Raw genomic sequence first — 571 nt, 5'->3', positions numbered from 1 at the left:
GGCAAGCATCGAGGGACTGACCGAGCCCGCCATCCTCCGCGAGACAGCCCGGCTCCATGGAGTGCGTGACAGCCGGGAGTTGTTCGAGAGGTTCGCGCACGCCCTGGGCGCGGCGCACGTACGACACGCGGCCGAACTGCGCGTACGCGGCCACGCCCTGCCCGGCGCCCGCCAGCTCCTCAGCGCCCTGGCTCAGCGCCCGGAGGTTCGGCAGACGGTCGTGACCGGCAACATCCGCACCGCCGCCGAGGTGAAACTGTCAGCGCTCGACCTGGAGCGCGAACTGGACCTTGACATCGGGTCGTTCGGCGAAGACGCCGACGAACGGCCGGGCCTGGTACGCGTCGCCTTGCGGCGCTCTGACACCCCGGCCGAGCACGCGGTCCTCCTCGGGGACACCCCGGCCGACGTACGCGGCGGACTCGCCCACGGCGTACGAGTCATCGGCGTAGCGACCGGCCGCACGAGCGCGGCCGACCTGGCAGCGGCGGGCGCGACGCAGACGCTGCCGAACCTCGCCGATACGGAGCGGGCACTGCGCCCGATCGCGGGCTGACGCGACCCCCTGGAC

General features: G+C 73.2%; 1 protein-coding gene. It reads left to right on the top strand.

The annotated features are described in order from the left end of the window. A partial coding sequence (locus KUM32_RS36570; RefSeq protein WP_217146193.1) for an HAD hydrolase-like protein occupies positions 1-556 on the top strand: 556 nt, incomplete at its 5' end. Positions 557-571: the final 15 nt, after the last annotated feature.

The sequence above is a fragment of the Streptomyces sp. AC627_RSS907 genome (assembly GCF_019049165.1).
This window is presented reverse-complemented; position numbering and strand designations above follow the sequence as displayed.